The following is a 1,162-nucleotide window of genomic DNA, read 5'->3' as shown; positions in this document are numbered from 1 at the left end:
ATGGTTTCTTCAATGATTGAGCGAAGACCACGCGCACCAGTTTTGCGTTCGATGGCTTTATTAGCAATCTCTTGAAGGGCTTCGTCGTCAAATTCCAACTCAACGTCATCATAAGAAAGTAAGGTTTGGTATTGTTTCACCAAGGCATTTCTTGGTTCTTTCAAGATGCGAACCAAGTCATCGACCGTCAATTGCTCAAGAGCAGCAAAGACCGGCAAGCGTCCAATCAACTCAGGGATAATACCGAATTTTTGAATATCTTCTGCGATGATTTCTTGCATGTAAGAGCTATTTTCATCAATCGCCTTGTTATTTTGACCAAATCCGATGACTTTTTCACCCAGACGCTGTTTAACGATTTCTTCGATACCATCAAAGGCACCACCCACGATGAAGAGGATATTCTTGGTATCTACCTGAATCATCTCTTGTTGCGGATGTTTGCGTCCACCTTGAGGCGGTACGCTAGCGACAGTTCCCTCGATAATCTTGAGAAGAGCTTGTTGTACCCCTTCACCCGAAACATCACGTGTGATAGACACGTTCTCGCTCTTCTTGGCAATCTTGTCAATTTCATCCACGTAGATAATTCCACGCTCTGCACGTTCGATGTTAAAGTCAGCAGCCTGCAAGAGTTTGAGGAGGATGTTTTCCACGTCCTCACCCACATAACCAGCCTCAGTCAGAGCTGTCGCATCTGCGATAGCAAAAGGCACATTTAAGCTCTTAGCCAAGGTTTGGGCCAAGAAAGTTTTCCCAGAACCAGTTGGGCCAATCATCAAGATGTTTGACTTCTGCAAATCCACATCTTCTGACTCTTCACGCGTATCGTGGAAATTGATGCGTTTGTAGTGGTTGTAAACTGCCACTGCCAAGGCACGTTTGGCACGATCTTGACCGATAACATAGTGGTTCAAGATATTGAGGAGCTCGATTGGTTTTGGTACTTCAGACAAGTCTGCCAAGACTTCCTCAGCCAACTCCTCCCGAATGATTTCCTGGGCCAATTCCACACATTCATTACAGATAAAGGCATTATTCCCAGCGATTATTTTCTTTACTTCTTCTTGGCTTTTGCCACAAAATGAGCAATAAACCATCATATCATTTTTCCTATTTGTAGGCATGATTTCCTTCCATTCTAATTTATCATTCTATCTAA

The 1,162-nt window shown here is 43.5% G+C and carries 1 protein-coding gene; it reads right to left on the bottom strand.

Annotated elements, in window-relative coordinates; genetic code table 11:
* On the bottom strand, positions 1-1,127 hold a 1,127-nt coding region (gene clpX / locus GMD4S_RS12255), incomplete at its 3' end, for an ATP-dependent Clp protease ATP-binding subunit ClpX (protein WP_044130537.1).
* Between the last annotated feature and the right edge of the window lie 35 nt (positions 1,128-1,162).

The organism is Streptococcus sp. GMD4S (assembly GCF_000296955.1).
The sequence above is the reverse complement of the archived record's forward strand: the minus strand, read 5'-3'. Positions and strand labels throughout refer to the sequence as shown.